The organism is Streptomyces sp. NBC_00016 (assembly GCF_045040885.1).
Lineage (GTDB): Bacteria > Actinomycetota > Actinomycetes > Streptomycetales > Streptomycetaceae > Streptomyces > Streptomyces coriariae.
This window is the reverse complement of record NZ_CP108304.1, coordinates 4,718,661-4,739,472: the sequence shown is the minus strand read 5'-3', so window position 1 is coordinate 4,739,472 and position 20,812 is coordinate 4,718,661. Positions and strand designations below refer to the sequence as shown.

The 20,812-nt window shown below is 73.0% G+C and carries 21 protein-coding genes; 20 read left to right on the top strand and 1 reads right to left on the bottom strand.

Features of this window, described 5'->3' with window-relative positions; genetic code table 11:
• Positions 1-119 precede the first annotated feature (119 nt).
• The 20 genes from OG933_RS20940 (at position 120) to OG933_RS20845 (ending at position 20,570) form a co-directional block, all read left to right on the top strand.
• A complete protein-coding gene (locus tag OG933_RS20940) occupies positions 120-416 on the top strand; it encodes a hypothetical protein (protein WP_362522282.1) in 297 nt (98 codons plus the stop codon).
• 409 nt (positions 417-825) lie between these two features.
• Complete coding sequence (locus tag OG933_RS20935) at positions 826-1,380, top strand: DUF2617 family protein (RefSeq protein WP_362522284.1); 555 nt, start codon at positions 826-828, stop codon at positions 1,378-1,380.
• Between the two features lie 96 nt (positions 1,381-1,476).
• On the top strand, positions 1,477-3,123 hold the full coding sequence (locus tag OG933_RS20930; protein WP_405628403.1) for a polyamine aminopropyltransferase: 1,647 nt from the start codon (positions 1,477-1,479) through the stop codon (positions 3,121-3,123).
• A gap of 97 nt (positions 3,124-3,220) precedes the next feature.
• Positions 3,221-4,069, top strand: a complete 849-nt coding sequence (locus tag OG933_RS20925) for an SRPBCC domain-containing protein (protein ID WP_405628401.1) — start codon at positions 3,221-3,223, stop codon at positions 4,067-4,069.
• A 116-nt stretch (positions 4,070-4,185) separates the two neighbouring features.
• Positions 4,186-4,983 carry an aldose 1-epimerase gene (locus OG933_RS20920; RefSeq protein ID WP_405628399.1) on the top strand — a complete coding sequence of 266 codons (798 nt, stop codon included), beginning with the start codon at positions 4,186-4,188 and terminating at the stop codon, positions 4,981-4,983.
• A gap of 36 nt (positions 4,984-5,019) precedes the next feature.
• Positions 5,020-5,568, top strand: a complete 549-nt coding sequence (gene pyrE, locus OG933_RS20915) for an orotate phosphoribosyltransferase (protein WP_020129189.1) — start codon at positions 5,020-5,022, stop codon at positions 5,566-5,568.
• Between the two features lie 165 nt (positions 5,569-5,733).
• Complete coding sequence (gene fbaA, locus OG933_RS20910; RefSeq protein WP_020129190.1) at positions 5,734-6,765, top strand: class II fructose-bisphosphate aldolase; 1,032 nt, start codon at positions 5,734-5,736, stop codon at positions 6,763-6,765.
• A 115-nt stretch (positions 6,766-6,880) separates the two neighbouring features.
• Positions 6,881-8,398 carry an MFS transporter gene (locus tag OG933_RS20905; protein WP_362522292.1) on the top strand — a complete coding sequence of 506 codons (1,518 nt, stop codon included), beginning with the start codon at positions 6,881-6,883 and terminating at the stop codon, positions 8,396-8,398.
• Between the two features lie 80 nt (positions 8,399-8,478).
• On the top strand, positions 8,479-8,892 hold the full coding sequence (locus OG933_RS20900) for a DUF3151 domain-containing protein (protein WP_020129192.1): 414 nt from the start codon (positions 8,479-8,481) through the stop codon (positions 8,890-8,892).
• A 160-nt stretch (positions 8,893-9,052) separates the two neighbouring features.
• Complete coding sequence (locus OG933_RS20895) at positions 9,053-9,898, top strand: tryptophan 2,3-dioxygenase family protein (protein ID WP_405628394.1); 846 nt, start codon at positions 9,053-9,055, stop codon at positions 9,896-9,898.
• Positions 9,891-11,093 (top strand): kynureninase, encoded by a 1,203-nt coding sequence (kynU, locus tag OG933_RS20890; protein ID WP_020129194.1) that lies wholly within the window; start codon positions 9,891-9,893, stop codon positions 11,091-11,093. The genes OG933_RS20895 and kynU overlap by 8 nt, the downstream gene beginning before the upstream one ends.
• Before the next feature lie 275 nt (positions 11,094-11,368).
• Positions 11,369-12,253: an alpha/beta hydrolase gene (locus OG933_RS20885; RefSeq protein WP_405628391.1), complete on the top strand. Its 885-nt coding sequence runs from the start codon at positions 11,369-11,371 to the stop codon at positions 12,251-12,253.
• Between the two features lie 231 nt (positions 12,254-12,484).
• Entirely contained in the window at positions 12,485-13,495 is a 1,011-nt protein-coding gene (locus OG933_RS20880; protein WP_405628388.1) for an alpha/beta hydrolase, read from the top strand.
• A gap of 52 nt (positions 13,496-13,547) precedes the next feature.
• Positions 13,548-14,798, top strand: a complete 1,251-nt coding sequence (locus OG933_RS20875; RefSeq protein ID WP_405633456.1) for an acyltransferase — start codon at positions 13,548-13,550, stop codon at positions 14,796-14,798.
• A gap of 10 nt (positions 14,799-14,808) precedes the next feature.
• Positions 14,809-16,299 carry a sensor histidine kinase gene (locus OG933_RS20870; RefSeq protein WP_405628386.1) on the top strand — a complete coding sequence of 497 codons (1,491 nt, stop codon included), beginning with the start codon at positions 14,809-14,811 and terminating at the stop codon, positions 16,297-16,299.
• The gene (locus tag OG933_RS20865; RefSeq protein ID WP_020129199.1) at positions 16,296-16,973 is read left to right on the top strand and encodes a response regulator transcription factor; all 678 of its coding nucleotides are present in this window, start codon (positions 16,296-16,298) and stop codon (positions 16,971-16,973) included. Before OG933_RS20870 ends, OG933_RS20865 begins: the two co-directional genes overlap by 4 nt.
• A 101-nt stretch (positions 16,974-17,074) precedes the next feature.
• Positions 17,075-18,436 carry a histidine kinase gene (locus OG933_RS20860; RefSeq protein ID WP_362522299.1) on the top strand — a complete coding sequence of 454 codons (1,362 nt, stop codon included), beginning with the start codon at positions 17,075-17,077 and terminating at the stop codon, positions 18,434-18,436.
• A complete protein-coding gene (locus OG933_RS20855; RefSeq protein ID WP_020129201.1) occupies positions 18,433-19,098 on the top strand; it encodes a response regulator transcription factor in 666 nt (221 codons plus the stop codon). Before OG933_RS20860 ends, OG933_RS20855 begins: the two co-directional genes overlap by 4 nt.
• Before the next feature lie 47 nt (positions 19,099-19,145).
• On the top strand, positions 19,146-19,343 hold the full coding sequence (locus tag OG933_RS20850; protein ID WP_362522301.1) for a hypothetical protein: 198 nt from the start codon (positions 19,146-19,148) through the stop codon (positions 19,341-19,343).
• A gap of 9 nt (positions 19,344-19,352) precedes the next feature.
• Positions 19,353-20,570, top strand: a complete 1,218-nt coding sequence (locus tag OG933_RS20845) for a cytochrome P450 (protein ID WP_405628383.1) — start codon at positions 19,353-19,355, stop codon at positions 20,568-20,570.
• Here OG933_RS20845 and OG933_RS20840 read toward each other — a convergent pair.
• A complete protein-coding gene (locus tag OG933_RS20840; RefSeq protein ID WP_405628381.1) occupies positions 20,554-20,784 on the bottom strand; it encodes a hypothetical protein in 231 nt (76 codons plus the stop codon). The genes OG933_RS20845 and OG933_RS20840 overlap by 17 nt on opposite strands.
• Between the last annotated feature and the right edge of the window lie 28 nt (positions 20,785-20,812).

Here is a 20,812-nt window from a genome sequence, read left to right as displayed (position 1 = left end):
TCCTCAACTCTGCTTTGGCAGATGAGACGGGCGGGCATCCCCCGTGCACGTGGCGCTCGGACGCCACGCGAGGCGCCCACGGGGGGCCGCTTCGGGGGACAGGGAAGGAGGGTGGCGCCATGGTCTTCGGCATCATCCTGGCGGTGATCGGAATCGTGCTCGTGGCGGCCATGCTGGTCAACGTCCGCACTCGCGGCGCCGCGAGGTCGTACCGCGGCGGCCGGCCGCGCCGCTACAGCGCCGGCGGCAGCGCGGCCGGCGATGGCGGTGGCAGCTGGTGGGCCGGCGGGGGAGACGGCGGCTCCGGCGGCGGTCACCACGGTGGCCACTCCTGCGGCGGAGGGTCGTCCTGCGGGGGCGGCGGATCGTCCTGCGGCGGAGGCGGCGGGGGCGGCGGATGCGGCGGAGGCAGCTGACACGGGGCAGCTGAGCTCCCCGCGGGGGAAGCCGCATCCGGACCGCGGGGCCCGAGCTGACCACGGGCTCCGCGGTCGTACGGTCGGGACGGCCACCTCGTCTACCCGCGCTCGCCGCTTTCATGTGGGGCGCGCGGATGCACGCCTGGGCCGCCCGGGGTACGCCATAGTTGAACAATTGAGCTGTGGACCCCCCGAGGGATGGAAACCCCACGAAGTTGGGTAAAAACGCTGTGGAGCAACCGCAGTTCATGATTCCCTCTAGACGACCAACGCAGCCCCTCGGACCCCTTCGGACGTCCCGTGCGGACGACCTTCCGGACCGGGCCGACCGGGGCCGTTCTCCCGGCTTCGACCGGGGTGCGCCGACCTGCCCCCTCCTTTCTTTGCGTCTCCGCGGAGCCGATCCATGCTCACGACCCTGAACACCTCCTACACCGACACGCGCGCGGCCGATCTCGCCTGGGCACTGGGGCGAGAGCCGCTGCCCGCCCTCGCCACACTCGACCTCGAACTGTCCGCCGCCAGGTTGCAGCTGAGACTGCTCGGCGCATCGCACCAGGTGCTGCTGGAGGAGGAGCAGGGCAGTTGTTCCGAGACGGTGGCCTGCCTTCCCGGCACCAGCACCCCGCTCCCGCTGGGCGTCGCCAAGCGGGTCGGCGACTGGGAGTACGAGTTCGCGGCGCGCGTCGAGGAGCTCTCGCCCGGCCAGTTCGCGGGCCGCGCCCAGGAACTCCTGGCCCTCGTCTCCGAGCACCCGCACGGCCTCGCCGGCGTCTTCCCCGGCAGCCCGCACGCCTTCACCGCCCTGCTCGCCCACCGCAGCGACGGCCAGGTGCACTGGCGCACCTGGCACGCCTACCCGCAGGACGGGCAGCTGGTGGCGACCAGGACGAGGGTGGGCGTCCGGGTCCGGTCGGGCGATCCCGGCCTGTCCGTGAGCGCCTCCGCCCAGGGAGCCTGAGGCACCGGCGGCTCAAACGTCCGCCGCGCGAACGACCTCGGATTCCACACGTGTGGGTGACGAAGGGCAACCAGGTCGTGACGTAACGTCGCAGTCGTGATCGAACCGCACGCACCGGCCCCGCCCGGTGTCCGACCGGACCGGGAGCCGCCCCCGCCGGGGCCCGCACGGCTCCCCGTCCGGCCGGCCACCGGGCGGTTCCTGGTCCTCGCGTGCGTCTTCGTCTGCGCGGCCTGCGGTCTGGTCTACGAACTGGAACTCGTCGCACTCGCCTCCTACTTGATGGGCGACTCCGTCACCCAGGCCTCCGTCGTGCTGTCCGTCATGGTCTTCGCGATGGGCATCGGCTCCCTCGCCGCCAAACGGCTGCGCCGGTTCGCCGCGGTCGGCTTCGGCGCCCTGGAGACGACCCTCGCGCTGGTCGGCGGATGCAGCGCCATGGCGCTCTACGCGGTGTTCGCCTGGACCGGCGACTGGGGCGGCGTGTGGGCCCACGGCCCCCGCGTGCTCCTCGTCGCGTTCTCCCTCGCCATCGGTGTGCTCATCGGCGCCGAGGTGCCCCTCCTCATGGAGCTCATCCAGCGCATCCGCCGCCAGGACGCGGGCGGCGCGGTGGCCGACCTGTTCGCCGCGGACTACGTGGGCGCGCTGGTGGGCGGCCTCGCCTTCCCGTTCCTGCTGCTGCCCTTCCTGGGCCAGCTGACCAGCTCCCTGCTGACCGGCGGGGTCAACGTCGTGGCCGGCGCCGCCCTGGTCCTGGGCCTCTTCCGGCGCGACCTCACCTGCCGGGCCCGCTGCCTGCTCCTCGTCGCCAACATCACCGTCCTCGGCGTCCTCGCCTCCGCCGCCGTCCTCGTCGACGACTTCGAACGGGCGGCCCGGCAGGCGGTGTACGGCGACGACGTGCGCGTGGCGGTGCGGACCGGCGTCCAGGAGATCGTCCTCACCGGCGGCACCGACGGCCGGCCCCTCGACCTCTACCTGGACGGCCGGCTCCGCTTCGCCGGCCACGACGAGCGGCGGTATCACGAGGCCCTGGTCCAGCCGGCGATGAGCGGCCCCCACGCGCGCGTGCTGATCCTCGGCGGCGGCGACGGCCTGGCCGCCCGCGAGGTCCTCGGCCACCCCGGCGTGCGCCGCGCCGACGTCGTCGCACTCGACCCCGGCCTGGTCCGGCTGGCCCGCACCGACCCGGGCCTGTCCCGCCTCAACGACCACGTCTACGGCGACCCGCGCGTACACGTCGCCACGGGGGAGGCCTTCCAGTGGCTGCGCGGGGCCCCTCCGGCGACGTACGACGTGGTCGTCGCGGATCTGCCCGACCCCGGCATGACGGCGAGCACGAAGCTCTACTCCCAGGAGTTCTACGGTCTCGCCCGCCGCGCCCTCGCCCCGGGCGGCCGCCTCGTCGTGCACGCGGGGCCGGTCGCCGGCCGGCCGCGCGCGTTCTGGACGGTCGAGGCGACGATGCGCGCGGCGGGCCTGCACACCGCCCCCTACCGCGTGGACGGCCGCGACGCCGGCCGCACCGCGGGCGCCGACACCGCAGGCGGCTCCCGGGCCCCCCGCGACTGGGGCTTCGTCCTGGCCACCGCCGACACCCGCCCGCCACTGCGCCTCGACCGGTTCGGGCAGCCGCCGCGCACCCTGACCCAGGCGGAGCTGACGGCGGACGCGCGGGCGGCGGAGGCGACCCGGGTGACGGGGCTGCGGCCCTCGACACTGGTGCATCCGCGGTACTGACCCGGCGCCGGGGGCGTATCACCGGCCGGGCCCCGGCGGAGCCGAATCCCGGTTTCGCCGGGTGCTTTCCGGTACCTGCTGGGTAGGCTCCGATGTCATGGAGCAAGAGGTGTTCGTTCCGGTTCCGGCCGAGCGGTTGAGGGCGGCTCTCGCAGATCCGGCGCAGGTGGCCCGGGCGGTCCCCGGGCTCCAGCAGGACGCGGGCACCGAGCCCGTCGCGGGACGGCTGAAGGTGCGGGTCGGCGGGCACACCATCACGTACCGGGGTGCCCTGCGTGTCTCCCCGCGCGAGGACGGTGCGTACGCCGTGGAGGGCGACGCGACCGAGGTGCGCGGCAGCGGGGTGGTGAAACCGATCCTCACGCTGTGGCTGCGGGAGGCGCAGGCGGGCACGACACTCCGCTTCGAGGGGACGGCGTCGGCGGACGGCCGGATCGCGGAGCTGCCGTCGGAGGCGGTGGACTCGGCGGTCACCCGGCTGCTGAACCGCTTCGCGGCGAACCTGGCCGCGGCAACTGCGGCAACTGCGGCAACTGCGGAAACGGCGGAAACGACAGAGGCGGCGGAATCGGCGAAAGCCGTGGATGCGGACGCCTTGGACGACGCCGCCGATCACGTCGACGCGGTCGACGCGGTCGATGACGTCGATGACGTCGACGGATCACCGGTCCCCGGGGCCGTCTTCGAGGCGGAGGTGTCGCCCGCCGGGCTCGACGACCTCGCCGGGCCCGGAGAGCCGCCCGCCGAGGCCGCGCACGCGCGCCGGACGATGATCGGGCGCAGCGCCGAGGAGGTGGACCACGCCCCGCCGCGCGGGCGCTACGCGCCGGTCCCGGCCCCGCAGACCGTCGTACCGAACAGCACGCTGCGGTGGGCCGCTCCGGCCGCCGCACTGGTCGTGGCGTCGGCGATCGTGGTGGGCAGGGCGCTGCGCCGACGCGGCTGAGGACCGACACCTCCACGCGGGCCGACAGCGCGGCCCGGTGCGTCGCCCGGTGCCTCGCCCGGCGTCTCGGCCGGTCCGCCACCGCACCGGTCCGACCGCCCCAGTAGGGTCGTCCCGTGAGTGACGAAGACATCACGCTGACCGCGGGCGACGCGGAGGTGACCGTCCAGCCGGGCAACGGCGGCCGGGTCGGTGGGCTGCGCGTCGGCGGCCTCGAACTGCTGCGCCAGGGAGAGCGCTTCGGGTGCTTCCCGATGGTCCCCTGGTGCGGCAGGATCCGCGACGGCCGTTTCCGGGACGGCGGAACCGTCCGCCAGATGCCGCTCAACGCCGCGCCCAACGCCATCCACGGCACCGTCCGTGACGGTGCCTGGAAGGTGGCGCGGCGGACCGCCGACGAGGCCGTCCTGACGTACGACCTGGTGGAACCCTGGCCCTACCCCGGCCGGGTCACCCAGGTGGTCACGCTGACCGAGGACACCCTGACCCTCGCGATGGCCGTGGAGACGCACGGCTCGTCGTTCCCGGCGCAGATCGGCTGGCACCCCTGGTTCAACCGCAACCTCGGCGGCCCGGACGACCAGGACGTGCGGGTCTCCTTCGACCCCGCGTGGCAGGAGGAGCGCGGCGAGGACCATCTGCCGACCGGCAACCGGATCGAGCCGAAGCCCGGGCCCTGGGACGACTGCTTCGGCATGCCCGGCGGTGTCGCCGTCGGCCTCACCTGGCCGGGCCGGCTGGAGCTGAGGGTGACCAGCCCCGAGGAGTGGGTCGTCGTCTACGACGAGCAGGAGGCGGCCGTGTGCGTGGAGCCGCAGACCGGGCCGCCCGACGGACTGAACACGCTTCCGCGCCTGGTCACGCCCCTGGATCCGCTGGAGGCCACCACCGCCTGGCACTGGACCCGGCTCTGAGTTCGGCCTCCTGGCTTCGCCTTTAAGCTGGGCGGCATGACGGACGTACGTGGCGCGCTGCTGCAGCAGATCAAGGACAAGGCCGTGGTGCACGGCAAGGTGACCCTGTCGTCGGGTCTGGAGGCGGACTACTACATCGACCTCCGCCGCATCACCCTCGACGGGGAGGCCGCTCCGCTGGTCGGACAGGTGCTGCTCGACCTGACCGCCGAGCTCGACTTCGACGCGGTGGGCGGTCTGACCATGGGCGCCGACCCGGTGGCCGGCGCCATGCTGCACGCGGCCGCCGCGCGCGGGAAGAAGCTGGACGCCTTCGTCGTCCGCAAGGCGGCGAAGGCGCACGGGCTCCAGCGGCGGGTCGAGGGCCCGGAGATCAAGGGCCGGCGCGTCCTGGTCGTCGAGGACACCTCGACCACGGGCGGTTCGCCGCTGGCCGCGGTGGAGGCCGTCCGCGAGGCGGGCGCCGAGGTCGTGGCCGTGGCGACGATCGTGGACCGGGCGACCGGCGCCGACGAGAAGATCCGCGAGGGCGCGGGTGTGCCGTACCTGTTCGCCTTCTCGAAGGATGAACTGGGTCTGGACTGACGGGCCGTATTGACCTGCACTTGACCGGGGCGTGGACCAGGCATGGACCATTCGCCCAGGTCTGGAAAGATGGGGCCGACGATGACGTCGCACCCCAGGTCTAGGTCAGGGCCGTAGTACGCAGATCGACAGATCGCCAACCCGCAGATACCAAGGAGCGGACAGATGCCCATCGCAACCCCCGAGGTCTACAACGAGATGCTCGACCGGGCGAAGGCAGGCAAGTTCGCCTACCCGGCCATCAACGTGACCTCGAGCCAGACCCTGCACGCGGCACTGCGCGGCTTCGCGGAGGCGGAGAGCGACGGCATCGTCCAGATCACGACGGGTGGCGCCGAGTTCGCCGGCGGCCAGTACAGCAAGGACATGGTGACGGGCGCGCTGGCCCTCGCCGAGTTCGCGCACATCGTCGCCGAGAAGTACCCGGTCACCATCGCGCTGCACACGGACCACTGCCCGAAGGACAAGCTCGACGGGTTCGTCCGTCCGCTGCTCGCGATCTCCGAGGAGCGCGTGAAGGCCGGCCGCAACCCGCTCTTCCAGTCCCACATGTGGGACGGCTCGGCCGAGACCCTCGCCGACAACCTCACCGTCGCGCAGGAGCTGCTCGCCCGCACCGCCGCCGCGAAGATCATCCTCGAGGTGGAGATCACCCCGACGGGCGGCGAGGAGGACGGCGTCTCGCACGAGATCAACGACTCGCTGTACACGACGGTCGACGACGCGGTGCGCACCGTCGAGGCGCTGGGTCTGGGCGACAAGGGCCGCTACCTGCTGGCCGCGTCCTTCGGCAACGTCCACGGCGTGTACAAGCCGGGCAACGTCGTGCTCCGCCCCGATCTGCTCAAGGAGCTGAACGAGGGCATCGCCGCGAAGTACGGCAAGCCGGCCGGCTCCCAGCCGTTCGACTTCGTCTTCCACGGCGGCTCCGGCTCCAGCCCGGAGGAGATCGCGACCGCGCTGGAGAACGGCGTCGTCAAGATGAACATCGACACGGACACGCAGTACGCCTTCACGCGTCCCGTCGCCGACCACATGTTCCGCAACTACGACGGCGTCCTGAAGGTCGACGGCGAGGTCGGCTCCAAGAAGACCTACGACCCGCGGACCTGGGGCAAGCTGGCCGAGGCGGGCATGGCCGCGCGGGTCCTCGAGGCCACGCAGCACCTGCGTTCGGCGGGCCAGAAGATCAAGTAATCCCCGAAGGCACCTCCGCGGTGCCTCCGGACCCCCGCAGGCACCCGGAGGTACTACGGGTACGGGTGAGCCCGGCGTCTGTCTACGGCGCCGGGCTCGCTGTATACCTGGGGGCATGCCTGACGTCCGGTTGGCCTCGCCGCAGGGCAAGTGGATCCTGCTCACCACCGTGCTCGGCTCCAGCATGGCCCTGCTGGACTCGACGGTCGTCAACGTCGCCCTCCCGCGCATCGGCCGCGACCTGGACGCCGACCTGGCCGCCCTCCAGTGGACCGTCAACGCGTATCTGCTGACGCTGGCCGGGCTGATCCTGCTCGGCGGCTCCCTGGGCGACCACTACGGGCGGCGCAAGGTGTTCGTGGTCGGGGTGGTGTGGTTCGCCGTCGCCTCGCTGCTGTGCGGTATCGCCCCGAACGCGGGGGTGCTGGTCGCCGCCCGGGCGTTGCAGGGGGTCGGCGGCGCGCTTCTCACGCCGGGTTCCCTCGCGCTCATCCAGGCTTCCTTCCACCCCGAGGACCGGGGGCGGGCGGTGGGCCTGTGGTCCGGGTTCGGCGGCATGGGGGCGGCCGTGGGGCCGTTCCTGGGCGGCTGGCTGGTGGACGGTCCGGGCTGGCGGTGGGTGTTCCTGCTGAACGTGCCGCTGGCGGTGGTGTGCGTGCCGGTGGCGTTGCGGCACGTACCGGAGTCGGACGGGCGGCCCGTCCGCCCCAGCGCGGCCGAGAGCGTGACCGGGAGCGGGACAGGGCGTCCGCACGAGCGCTTCGACGTGCTGGGCGCCTTCCTGGGCGCGCTGGCGCTCGCCCTCGTCACCTACGCGCTGATCGAGGCCCGGAGCGGACCCGTAGGGGTCGTCACGGGGGCGGCGGTCGCGGGACTGGCCGCCGGGGTCGCCTTCGTGGCGGTGGAGCGCCGCCACCCGGACCCGATGCTGCCGCTCGACATCTTCGCGTCCCGCCAGTTCACGGCCGTCAACCTGGTCACCCTGTGCGTGTACGCGGCCTTCGGCGGATTCTTCTTCCTGTCCGCGGTCCAGCTCCAGGTCGTGGTCGGCTGGTCCGCTCTCGGGGCCGGTACGGCGCTGCTGCCGACGACGGTGCTGATGCTGCTGCTGTCCGCCCGCTCCGGGGAACTGGCCGAGCACATCGGGCCGCGGATCCCGCTCACCGTCGGCCCGCTGCTGTGCGCCGCCGGGATGCTCCTGATGCTGCGCGTCGGGCCCGGCGCGTCCTACGCCACCGACGTCCTGCCCGCCGTCCTGGTGCTGGGCTTCGGCATGGTCGCGCTGGTCGCCCCGCTCACCGCGACCGTGCTGGCCTCCGTGGACGTCACACGGGCCGGGGTGGCCAGCGGCGTCAACAACGCGGCGGCCCGCGCGGCCGGTCTCGTCGCGGTGGCCGCGCTGCCCCTGCTGACCGGGATGAGCTCGGAGGCGTACCGCTCGGCCACCGCCTTCGACGAGGCGTTCCAGCGGGCCATGGTGCTGTGTGCGGGGGTGCTGGTGGTGGGCGCGGTGGTCGCCTTCACGACGGTGCGCCGCCCGGCCCCGGACTGCCGCAGGCCGGAGTGCAGGACGCACGGGAGCGTGCTGGCACCGCCTCTCGAGGGGGAGCGGACGAAGGGCCGGCTGTCCTAGCCGGGTCCCGGGCGCGACGGCTGTCCGGGTTTACCCGGCGGGCCGGGGCCGAGGGCCCGCGGATGGCGCAGACTGGACGCATGTCCATTCACGAAAACCTCCTCGGGGGACCGCCCCCGACCCACCTCCCCGACGACCCCGAGCCGCGCGAGCTCCTCGCGAACGGCACGGCGCCCGCCGACGTCGCCGCGAAGTACCCGACGTCCTCGCTGGCCTGGGCCCAGCTCGCCGACGACGCGTTCGAGCGGGGCAGCGTGGTGGAGTCGTACGCGTACGCCCGTACGGGGTACCACCGCGGCCTGGACAGCCTGCGCCGCAACGGCTGGAAGGGCCACGGCCCGGTGCCGTGGGAGCACGAGCCGAACCGCGGTTTCCTGCGTGCCCTGCACGGCCTCGCCCGCGCCGCGCAGGCGATCGGCGAGCAGGCGGAGTGGGAGCGCTGCTCGCAGTTCCTGAAGGACTCCTCGCCGACGGCGGCCCAGACCCTGGGATAGCCGTTCAGCTGTGTGTTCCTCCGAGGCCCGTCTGGTGTGACCAGGCGGGCCTTGCGTTTTCGGGAGAGCATTGCGCACTATGTGCCGGTGGGGACCGGGGCCCCCGTGTCGGTAACGGCAGGGGCGGACCGCTACCCGGAGTACACAACAGGAGACAGCGATGTCCCAGCAGGCTCAGCCCCAAGAGGCTTCGGAGCCCGAGACCCCGCATCTCGACTTCGCCGGCACGACGCCGTACGAGGACTACGTCAAGGCGGACGTGCTCACCCACCTCCAGCACACCCTCTCCGACGATCCCGGAGAGATGGTCTTCCTGGTCACCACCCAGGTCATGGAGCTGTGGTTCACGGTCATCGTGCACGAGTGGGAGACCGCCGCGCAGGCGCTCCGCCAGGACCGGGTGCCGGTGGCGATCGACGCGCTGAAGCGGTCCGTCCGCGAGCTGGACGCGCTGAACGCGTCCTGGCGGCCGCTCGGGCAGCTGACCCCGGCGCAGTTCAACTCGTACCGCTCCGCGCTCGGCGAGGGCTCCGGCTTCCAGTCGGCGATGTACCGCCGCATGGAGTTCCTGCTCGGTGAGAAGTCCGCGTCCATGCTGGTCCCGCACCGCGGCGCGCCCCGCGTCCACGCGGAGCTGGAGAAGGCGCTGCACGAGCCGAGCCTGTACGACGAGGTGCTGCGGCTGCTGGCCCGGCGCGGTCACGCGATCCCGGCGGCCGTCCTGGAGCGGGACATCTCGCGCCGGTACGAGCCCTCGACGGAGGTCGAGGCGGTCTGGACGGCCGTGTACGCGGGCGACGAGGGTGACGAGATCGCGCGCCTCGGCGAGGCGCTGACGGACGTCGCCGAGCTGGTGTGGCGCTGGCGCAACGACCACCTCGTCGCCACCCGCCGCGCGATGGGCGCGAAGGCCGGCACGGGCGGCTCGGCCGGCGTGGCCTGGCTGGAGAAGCGCGCGCAGAAGAATGTGTTCCCCGAGCTGTGGACGGCCAGGTCCCATGTCTGAGCGCCCCGGCTTCGAGCAACTCGCCTTCAGGGCGAAGGAGTTGGACGGCGGCGACGAACTGGCGGGCAAGCGCGCCCAGTTCCTTCTCGACGACGGCGTCTACCTCGACGGCAACTCGCTGGGCGCGCTGCCGCGCTCCGTCCCCGGGCACGTGGAGGACGTCGTACGCCGTCAGTGGGGCGCGCTGAAGATCCGCTCCTGGGACGAGAGCGGCTGGTGGACGGCGCCCGAGCGGATCGGCGACCTGATCGCCCCGCTGGTGGGCGCGGCGGCCGGCCAGATCGTGGTCGGCGACTCGACGAGTGTCAACGTCTTCAAGGCGCTCGTGGGAGCGGTACGCCTGGTGGACGGCGCCCGGGACGAGATCCTCGTCGACGCGACGACCTTCCCCACGGACGGCTACATCGCCGAGTCCGCGGCCCGTCTCACCGGCCGCACCCTGCGCGCGGTGACACCGGGCGAGGTGCCGGCGGCGCTGTCGGAGCGTACGGCCGCCGTGCTGCTCAACCATGTCGACTACCGCACCGGGCGGCTGCACGACCTGCCCTCGCTCACCGCCGCCGTGCACGCGGCCGGCGCGATCGCCGTGTGGGACCTGTGCCACAGCGCGGGCGCCCTGCCCGTCGGTCTCGACGAGCACGGCGTGGACCTCGCGGTCGGCTGCACCTACAAGTACCTGAACGGCGGACCGGGTTCGCCGGCGTACCTGTACGTCCGCCGCGGCCTCCAGGACCGGTTCGACTCACCGCTGCCCGGCTGGAACTCGCACGCCGAGCCCTTCGGCATGCGGGAGACGTACGAGCCGGCGGCGGGTGCCCCGCGCGGGCGGGTCGGCACCCCGGACATCCTGTCGATGCTCGCCCTGGAGGCGGCACTCGAGGTCTGGGACGGGGTCTCGGTCGAGGCGGTGCGGGCGAAGTCGTTGGCCCTGACGGACTTCTTCCTGGAATGCGTCGCCGCGTACGTCCCCCAGGGGCGGGTCGAGTCGCTGACTCCGGTCCGTCACGAGGAGCGCGGCAGCCAGGTGGCGCTGCGCTGCGAGGACGCCGGCGAGGTCATGAAACGGCTGATCGGGCGCGGGGTCGTCGGCGACTTCCGCCGCCCGGACGTCCTGCGCTTCGGCTTCACCCCGCTGTACGTCGGGTTCGCGGACGTGGAGCGGGCGGCGCGGGTGCTGGCGGAGGAACTGGGCTGACCCGGCGGCCGGCCGGCGGACAGACCCGGACGGTGGGCCCGGTGGGCTGAACCGGCCGGGTCTCCCGGGCGTACCTAGGGGTACGCCCAGGGGGATTCCCGGCGGGCGGGCCTGCCGGGGCGGCGGAACAGCAGAACCGTTTACCTGAACCGGTTGCCTCTCACCGAGCGTGACATCCGCGTGTCCGCGCACGTCACGGGCCTGATACCGTCCCGGCCAACGGCCGAATTCTCATCTGGTCCGCCAAATCTGTTTCGCCGCTGAGAGGTTGGAGCATGCCGGACGACGTTGTCGCAGCCCGGGCCGCCGCCGAGGAGGCGTCGGCCTTCGCGCATCCGCCCGTCGAGCCCGACGTCACCACGGCGTACGGCGATCACCCCGACCAGGTGATCGAGTTCTACGTCCCGCGTGCGCAGGTCGGCCCGGGCGGGTCCGTCCCGCTCGTCGTCGTGCTGCACGGCGGGGCCTGGCGGGCGCCGTACGACCGGCGGCACATCACGCCCTTCGCGGACTTCCTGGCCCAGCGCGGCTTCGCCGTGGCCAACGTGGAGTACCGGCGGGGCGCCGAGAGCCCCGCCCCGGAGGGGACATCCCCGATCGCGGGACGCTGGCCGGACACCTTCGACGATGTCGCCGCGGCCCTCGACGCCCTCCCCGCCCTGGTCCGGGAGGCCGTGCCGCAGGCCGATGCCCGCCGTACGGTGCTCACCGGTCACTCGGCGGGCGGCCACCTCGCCCTGTGGGCGGCGTCCCGGCATGTGCTGCCCGCCGACGCGCCCTGGCGCACCGGGGGCTCGGCCTCGCTGCGGGGCGTCGTCGCGCTGGCCCCGATCGCCGACTTCGCGGTCGCCGAGAAGCTGGACGTGTGCGGCGGAGCGGCCCACCAACTCCTGGGCGGCGAAGAGCAGTTCGGAGAGCGGCGGCCGTACGCCGACCCCGCGCTGCTGTTGCCGACCGGGGTCGCGACGACCCTCGTCCAGGGCCGCACCGACCTGGTCGTCCCGCAGGCGGTCGCCGAGGCGTACGCGGACGCGGCGGCGAAGGCGGGTGAGGTGGTGGGGCTGACCCTCCTGGAGGACGTCGGCCACTTCCCGCTGATCGACCCGGCGGCGGACGCGTGCGCGGTGGTGGCGGAGGAGATCGCGCAGCTGGCGTGGTAGCCGTGGCCCCGGTCCGGCGGGGTGGTCCGGCGGGGTGGTCCGGCGGGGCGGTCCGGCGGGGTGGTCCGGCGGGGCGGTCCGGCGGGGTGAAGTCCCCTAGGTCGTCCCCGTAGTACCTGAGAGCTACGTCGAAGAAGAGCTCCTCAGCGGGACGCGAACGACGAGCGCCGATCCGTAACTTCCATGCCAGAAAGGCCCGATGGCCGGGCGCTGTGGCGGGGGAGGGGCGGGATGGCGGAGCTTCGTTTTCGCGGGCGGTGGCGCCGTGCGAGGGAAACGCGCGGGGGGCGGCACTGGTTCCGCGCCCTGTTGGCCGTCCTCATCACCGCCGCCGTGGTCGTCCCCCTCACGGCGGCGGCGGCCCGGCCGCGGATCCCGGCCCCGGCCCCCGCCGCCCTCGCCCCGCCGACGGCGGCGACGCTGGAGAGGGCGTACGCCGCCAACCGGGCCAACGCCACACTGGCGTCCGGGATGGCCGCCGACCACGGGGACCGCCACCGCGCCGCCGCCGAGCGGGAGTTGGCCGCCCCGTCCCGCAATCTGCTCTCCTTCGACGGCCGGGGTTCCGGCCGTGCGGTCGAGGTGTTCGGGGACCTCGCCCACGCCGATCGTGTCGCCGTCCTCGTACCGGGCTCCGACACCTCGCTGGACACCTTCGGACGCTTCCGCGCGGGAGCGGCCGCACTGCACCACCGGCTCACCGGGCAGACCGGCGCCGATCCCCGTACGGCGGTGGTGGCCTGGCTCGGCTACACCACCCCCGGCACGGTCAGCGCCACCGTGATCACCCCGGACCGTGCCGAGGAAGCGGCCCCGGACCTGCGGGAGTTCCTGCGCGAACTGCGCTCCGTCACCGCGCCGGGTGCCCGGTTCACCCTCCTGTGCCACTCGTACGGCACGGTCGTGTGCGGCCGCGCCGCCCCGCACCTGGACGTGACGGATCTCGTCCTCCTCGGCAGCCCGGGCACGGGTGCGGCATCGGCGGCCGACCTGCGCACCCGCGCGCGGATCTGGGCGGCCCGGGGCGCCGACGACTGGGTGGCCGACGTCCCGCACGTCAGCGCCGACCTGTTCGGCACGACGGTCGGCTTCGGCACCGATCCCCTGTCCCCGTCGTTCGGCGCCCGGGTCTTCGCGGCGGGCTCCGGCGGCCACAGCGACTACTTCAGGCCGGGTTCGCCCTCCCTCGCCAACATCGCCCGGATCGTCCTCGGCCAGACCTCGGAGGTCACCGGTGCGTGAGACCCAGAAGCGTGAGTCGCCGGTGCGTGAGTCGCCGGAGCGTGGGGCGCCGGTGCGTGGGGCGCCGGAGCATGAGACCCCGGAGCGTGGGGCGCAGGGGCGGGCGTTGTTCGGGATCCGGCGGGCCGCCGTCCGGATCGACGCCGCCACGCCGCCGCAGCGCGACCGGGCCGTGGACGCCCTGCGCGCACTGGCGATCCTCGGTGTCGTCCTCGGCCACTGGCTGGTGACGGCGCTCGTCGCCGACGGCGGAACCCTGCGGGCCGCGAGCCCGTTGGGGCCCATGCCCTGGCTGGCCCCGGTGTCGTGGATGTTCCAGACCCTCGCGGTGTTCTTCATGGTGGGCGGCCATGTGGCGACCCGAGGCCTCGCCTCGGCCCGCACGCGGGGCGGGACCTACGGCGGATGGCTCAGAAGCCGGCTGACGCGGCTGTTCGTCCCGGTCGCCGCCTTGACGGCCGTGTGGACGGTCGCCGCGATCGGGCTCCTGCTCGGCGGCGCGTCCTTCGTCACCGTGCACACCGTGGTCAAACTGGCGCTGTCCCCCCTCTGGTTCCTGCTGGTCTTCGCCGTGCTGACGGCCGCGACCCCGCTGCTGGTACGGCTCAACCCGCTGTGGCCGCTGGCCGTCGTCCTCCATGTGGATCTGGTGCGCTTCGGCCTGGGCGGCCCGTCGTGGCTGGGCTGGGTGAACGTGGTGGCGGGCTGGCTGGTGCCGTACACCGTGGGCGCGGCCTGGACCCGCGGTGAGCTGGAGCGGCCCCGCGCGGGCCGGCTGCTGCTGGTCGGCGGGGCGGTGGCGACGGCACTGCTCGTCGGCTGGGCCGGATACCCGCCGTCGATGGTGGGTGTGCCGGGCGCGGCGGTGTCCAACCTCAACCCGCCGACGCTGGCCGCCGTCACCTTCGGTCTCGCCCAGTGCGGACTGGCGCTGCTGCTGCGTGACCGGCTGCGCCGGGCCGTGCGCGGGCCCCTGGCCTGGGCGGCGGTCGCGCTGGTCAACCTCTCGGCGATGACGGTGTTCCTCTGGCACCAGACGGCCATGATGGCGACCACCGCGACGGGTCTGTTCGCGGGCCGCCTGCCCGGCCTGCACACGGTCCCCGACGGGCTGGACTGGGTGGCGGCCCGGCTGCTGTGGCTGCCGGTCTTCGCCCTGGTGCTGGGGGTGTGCTGGGCGGCGTTCCACGGCTGTGAGAACAGCGGAGGGCGGCGTGGGCGGAAGAGCGAGGGCCGATCGCGTGTGGTCCGCGTCGGAGGGCGGCCGAAGCCGTCGGGTTCGCGGGAGACACGGCATGTCTAGGGTGGTGCGGATGAACGGTGTGGGGGAGTGGCTGACCGGGAGGTTGCGGGTCCTGCGTGACGACCTGTGGACGACCCGGGCGGCACCGCTGCCGTCGTTCGTATGGCTGCGCCGGCTTCCGCACGTGCATGTGATCCTGGTCGCCGTCGGCATCACGCTGGGCGGAGTGGATCAGATCGCCGACGAATACCGCCAGGGCGTGAACTACGGCTTGCTGTGCGCGGCGGCGCAGGGCGGGGCAGTGGCCCTGGCACTGTGGCGGCCGGTTCCGGCGTGGTGGCTGTCGATGACGGTCACGGTGGTCGTGGCCCTGGGCGCCCGCTCCCAACTGCTCTCGGGCCAGGCCGAGCCCGAGGCCTCATGGCCCTGGGGCGGACCGGGCCTCATCGCACACGCCATGGTGCTGCTTCTGCTGTCGCTGCGCGTGCCCACCCGAGCCTCCGTGGCGGCGCTGGGCCTGACGGCGCTCGTCACCTACGTCGTGGAAGGACTCATCGGCGCCGCCAACTACGGGCCGACCGGCCCCGTGGCGGTGATCCTGTTCGCCGCCGTGGTCCTCGTCGGCAGCTCTCTGCGCGGCCGGCGCGAGGCCCGTAAGCAGCTGGTCGAGCAGACCGGCATCACCGCCGAGGAACGCGCCCGTCGCACTGTGCTCGAGGAGCGCAACCGGATCGCGCGCGAACTGCACGACGTGGTCGCCCACCACATGTCGGTGATCTCCATCCAGGCCCAGGTCGCCCCGCACCTGGTGGAGAACCCGTCCGAGGAACTGAAGGAGAACCTCGCCGGCATCCGGAAGAACGCCCTGGAGGCGCTCGCCGAACTGCGCCGGGTGCTCGGCGTGCTGCGCTCGGAGAACCCCGAGGACCCCTACGGCCTCGGCGCGGCCGGCACCGGCGCCGCCCCGGACACCCCGCAGCCCACCCTCGACCGCCTCGACGCCCTCATGGAGAACACCCGTGCCGCGGGACTGGACGTGGTCGCCACCGTCGAGGGCGAGGCTCCCGTGTATCCGCCGGGTGTGCAGCTGTCGGCGTACCGGATAGTCCAGGAGGCGCTCAGCAACGCCCTGCGGCACGCGCCGGGTTCCCAGGTGCGGGTGGAGGTCACCCACCATGGCCATGGCCTGTACCTGGAGGTCGTCAACTCCCGCCCGAGCGCACCCGTACCGTCCTCCCCGGGAGCGGGGCACGGTCTGCTCGGGATGCGCGAGCGGGCGGTGATGCTGGGCGGCCATGTCAGCGCCCGTCCGACCCTGCACGGAGGTTTCGCGGTGTCGGCGTTCCTCCCGCGGGACGGCGCGGCGACGCCCCGCGACGACTCGGACGCCCTCCCCGCATCCCGCTCCGGAAAAGACTCCGCGGATCCCGCTACCCCCGAGGGCCTCGAACTCGTCTTCCCGGACGACATGGACGAGGTCGACGGCATGGACGGCAAGGACGACGTGGACGCCGTGCACGACGCGGGCGGCCCGCCCCCGACAGGAGAAGGAACCCCATGACGACCGGCGGCACCATCCGCGTACTGATCGCCGACGACCAGGAGATGGTCCGGCAGGGCTTCACCGTGCTGCTCAACGCCCACCCGGGCATCGAGGTGGTCGGGCAGGCGGTGCACGGCCTGGACGCCGTCGCCAAGGTCGACGAACTCGCCCCGGACGTCGTCCTGATGGACATTCGCATGCCCGAGCTCGGCGGCATCGAGGCCACGCAGCGCATCACCCTCGCGCACCCGCACATCAAGGTGCTGGTCCTCACCACCTTCGACCTCGACGAGTACGTGTACGACGCGCTGCGGGCCGGGGCGTCCGGCTTCCTGCTGAAGGACGCCTCCGCGGACCGGCTCGCCGAGGCGGTCCGGGTGGTGGCGGCCGGTGACGCCCTGCTCGCGCCCGTCATCACCCGCAAGCTGATCGCCGAGTTCTCCCGTCTCGACGGCAGGCCCAGAGCCCCGCTGAAGGAGCGGGTCGGCGATCTCACCGAGCGCGAGACGGAGGTGCTCACCCTGATCGCGCAGGGCCTGTCCAACGCGGAGATCGCCGACCATCTCTTCGTGGCCGAACAGACCGTGAAGACGCACGTGGGCCGCATCCTGGTGAAACTGGGGCTGCGGGACCGCACCCAGGCGGCGGTGTTCGCGTACGAGTCGGGGCTGGTGAGACCGTCGGGGTACTGAGCGATGGCTCCCCGTCGGACCCGTAGTACTTGAGAGGGATCCGCACGAACCCCTCTCACTGGTGACGACCGGGACCCCCTCCTCCGCCTACCGTTCTCAACGTGACAGAGACGACGCAGACGCACACCACCCGCCCGGACGACCCGGACGACTCCTACGAGGCCTACCGGCCGCGCAGTCCGGAGTTCCGGGCGGCCGTGGACACCCTGCGCGGCCTGCGGGAGGACCTCTTCCACGACGCCTTCGCCTACCGCCCGCTGCCCCGCAAGGAGCCCGCCGGACGTGTCCTGGGCCGCCTGAAGGGCCGCAGGCGGGAGTACGCGGCCTGGTCCCGGCACGCGGTGGTCGGGGCGGCCGGCGTCCTGGCGATGTTGATCGCCTGGGCGGACTCGGAGGGCAGCGGCGTCGGTCTGCCGACCGGACTGCTCGCCCTGGCCCCGGTGCTGCTGACGCTGGTGCGGCCGGTCGGCGCGTTCTGGCTGTCGCTCGCGGGGACCACCGTCGTCGCGGTCATCGGCACCACGTACACCGAGTGGCCCTGGCTGCCGGGCAGCTTCGCCGCCCACCTGATCGTGCTGACGGTCGTGGCGATACGCACCCGCCCGCGCACGGCGGCGTGGATGTGGATGGTGACGGCGGCCTACGGCTTCGTCGCCGAGACCGTCTTCAGCTGGGGCCACTACTTCACGAACGTCGCGCCCATGCTGGTCTTCTCGGCGATCCTCCTCCTCGCCGTCACCGTCTGGCACATCCGCCGGCAGGCCGAGGAGAAGGTCACGGCCCAGCAGACGGTGACCGCGCACGAGCGCTCCCGCCGCACCCTGCTGGAGGAGCGCACCACGATCGCCCGCGAGCTGCACGACGTCGTCGCCCACCACATGTCGGTGGTCGCCATCCAGGCCGAGGCCGCCCCCTACCGGGTGGAGAATCCGCCGCCGGAGCTGGAGAACGCCTTCGCCACCATCCGGGAGAACGCGGTGGCGGCTCTCACGGAGCTGCGCCGGGTCCTGGGCGTGGTCCGCGCCGAGGACTACGAGGTCCCCGACGCCCCGCAGCCCACGCTCGCCGAACTGGACGGGCTGCTCGCCAACGTGCGGGAGACGGGCCTGGACGTGGAGAAGACCGTCACCGGCGCGGTGCGCGAGCTGCCGCAGGGCGTGGAGCTGTCGGCGTACCGGATAGTCCAGGAGGCGCTGAGCAACACCCTGCGCCATGCCCCCGGGGCGGGCGCCCGCGTGGAGATCGGCTATGTACTGGGCGGCCTGGGGCTGCGGATAGTCAACGGCGCACCGCCGAACCCGTCCCTGGTCAAGCCCTCACCCGGGGCCGGTCACGGCATCACCGGAATGCGGGAGAGAGTCGGCATGCTGAACGGCGAGATGACGGCGGAGCCGACCCCGACGGGCGGCTACGAGGTGACGGTGTTCCTGCCGGTGCCCGCCGCGAGCGAGAGTGGAACATGACGATCCGAGTACTGATCGCCGACGACCAGATGATGGTGCGCGAGGGCTTCTCGGTCCTGCTGAACGCGATGCCGGACATCGAGGTCGTGGGCGAGGCGGTCAACGGCCGGGAGGCGATCGACCGCGTCCGCGAGCTCGCGCCCGACGTGGTCCTGATGGACATCCGCATGCCGGAGCTGAACGGCATCGAGGCGACGCGGGAGATCGTGGCGGCGGACGGCTCGGCGAAGGTCCTGGTACTGACGACCTTCGACCTGGACGAGTACGTCTACCAGGCGCTGCGCGCGGGCGCCTCGGGCTTCCTGCTGAAGGACGCGTCGGCCCGCCAACTGGCCGACGGGGTACGGGTGGTGGCGGCCGGCGAGGCGCTCCTGGCCCCGTCCGTCACCCGGCGTCTGATCACGGAGTTCTCCAAGCTGTCCGACACCCCGCGACTGTCGCCGACCGCGCAGGCGGCCTACGGCGACCTGACCGAACGGGAGACGGAGGTGCTGGTCCTCATCGCCCAGGGCCTGTCGAATCTGGAGATAGCCGGCCGGCTGGTGGTCGCGGAGTCGACCATCAAGACCCACGTGAGCAGGATCCTGGTCAAGCTGGGCCTGAGAGACCGCACCCAGGCGGCGGTCTTCGCCTACGAGGCCCGACTGGTGACCCCGGGCTAGAACGCGCACCGTATCGCCGTCCGCCGGTGCATCGGTAGCTTGTCGGCATGACCGAGGGCGGGGAACCGCGGCTCTTCGACGCCTGTTCGCGGGCTTGCGTCGACGCGCTGCCCGAACCGGCCGAACGCCATGTCGCCACGCCCCACCGGGGCGGCCCGTCGGTGGTCCAGCCGTCCGCGCGCCGAGGGAGCAGCCGATCGCCGTTCCGCGGGACCCCCCTGGTCAGCAGCCCCTCCACCGGCTAGCGTCCGTTCATGGCAGTAGTTGACGCTCTCTCGTTCGACCCCTGGGATCCCGCGTTCGTGGCGGATCCCTACCCGGCCTACGCCGAGCTCCGGGAGCGGGGGCGGGTGATCTACTACGAGCCGACCGACCAGTGGCTGGTGCCGCGGCACGCGGATGTCTCGGCGCTGCTGCGGGAGCGGCGGCTCGGGCGGACGTATCAGCACCGGTTCACGCACGAGGACTTCGGGCGGACGGCGCCACCGGCCGAGCAGGAGCCGTTCCACACGCTCAACGACCACGGGATGCTCGACCTGGAGCCGCCCGACCACACCCGGATCCGGCGGCTGGTGTCGAAGGCGTTCACCCCGCGCACGGTGGAGCGGCTGAAGCCGTATGTGCGGCGGCTGGCCGGGGAGCTGGTGGACCGGCTGGTGGCGGCGGGCGGGGGCGATCTGCTCGGCGACGTCGCGGAGCCGCTGCCCGTCGCCGTGATCGCGGAGATGCTCGGCATCCCGGAGGCGGACCGGGCGCCGCTCAGGCCCTGGTCGGCGGACATCTGCGGGATGTACGAGCTCAGCCCGTCGAAGGAGACCGCGGCGAAGGCCGTGCGGGCCTCGGTGGAGTTCTCCGAGTATCTGCTGGAGCTGATCGCCGCGCGGCGCAAGGAGCCCGGCGACGATCTCATCTCGGGTCTCATCGCCGCGCACGACGAGGGCGACCGGCTCACCGAGCAGGAGATGATCTCGACCGCGGTGCTGCTGCTCAACGCGGGGCACGAGGCGACCGTGAACGCCACCGTCAACGGGTGGGCGGCGCTCTTCAGGAACCCGGAGCAACTGGCCGCGCTGCGCGCCGACCACTCGCTCGTCCCCTCCGCCGTCGAGGAGCTGATGCGGTACGACACCCCGCTCCAGCTCTTCGAGCGGTGGGTGCTCGACGACATCGAGATCGACGGGACGACCGTGCCCCGGGGAGCGGAGATCGCCATGCTCTTCGGGTCGGCGAACCACGATCCGGCCGTCTTCGCGGACCCGGACCGGCTCGATCTCAGCCGCCCCGACAACCCGCACATCTCCTTCAGCGCGGGCATCCACTACTGCATCGGCGCCCCGCTGGCCCGTATCGAGCTGGCCGCCTCGATGACGGCCCTGCTGGAACGGGCCCCCACCCTGGCCCTGGCGGCGGAGCCCCGGCGCAAGCCGAACTTCGTGATCCGGGGGCTGGAGGGGCTCAGCGTGACCCTCTGAGGCGGACGCGGGCGAACACGGCCCACAGGGCCAGGCCCGCGGCCGTCCCGCCCAGCAGGGCCAGCGGCAGTTCCGCGTAGAGGACGCCCCAGTCGGGTGCCTGCTCGAAGCGCCAGAGGCGGGCGCGGACGTCGACGGACCACACCGCGAGTCCCGCGCCCCAGCCGAGCGCCATGGCAAGGCAGCCGCCGGCGGCCTGCGTACGTTGTCCCATGCCTGGGACGGACGCACGCCGGCCGCCC